General features: G+C 54.3%; 1 pseudogene. It reads left to right on the top strand.

The features are described 5' to 3' along the window. A pseudogene (locus ACTHS3_RS17570) lies at positions 1-260 on the top strand (polyphosphate kinase 1); the annotation flags it as partial. Positions 261-313 lie beyond the last annotated feature (53 nt).

Genomic DNA, 313 nt, shown 5'->3' with positions numbered 1-313 from the left:
ACAACGGCGCAGACGATACCTTTATCTCCAGCGCCGACTGGATGGGGCGCAACTTCTTCCGTCGCATTGAAGTCGCCACGCCGATTACCACGCCCGAACTCAAAGAACGCGTGATCCGTGAAGGTTTGGAAATGGCCTTGGAAGACAATACCCAGGCTTGGCTGATGCAGCCTGACGGCAGCTATGTCCGCACCCAGCCGCAAGACGGCGAGCCTGCATTTGGTTTGCAGGAAGGTTTGTGGAAAATATACGGACGTTGAGTTGAATAATGTCTCAGGCCGTCTGGAATGCAGGTTTCAGACGGCCTTTTTTG

The sequence above is a fragment of the Neisseria sp. P0009.S007 genome, from assembly GCF_051962515.1.
The sequence above is the reverse complement of the archived record's forward strand: the minus strand, read 5'-3'. Positions and strand labels throughout refer to the sequence as shown.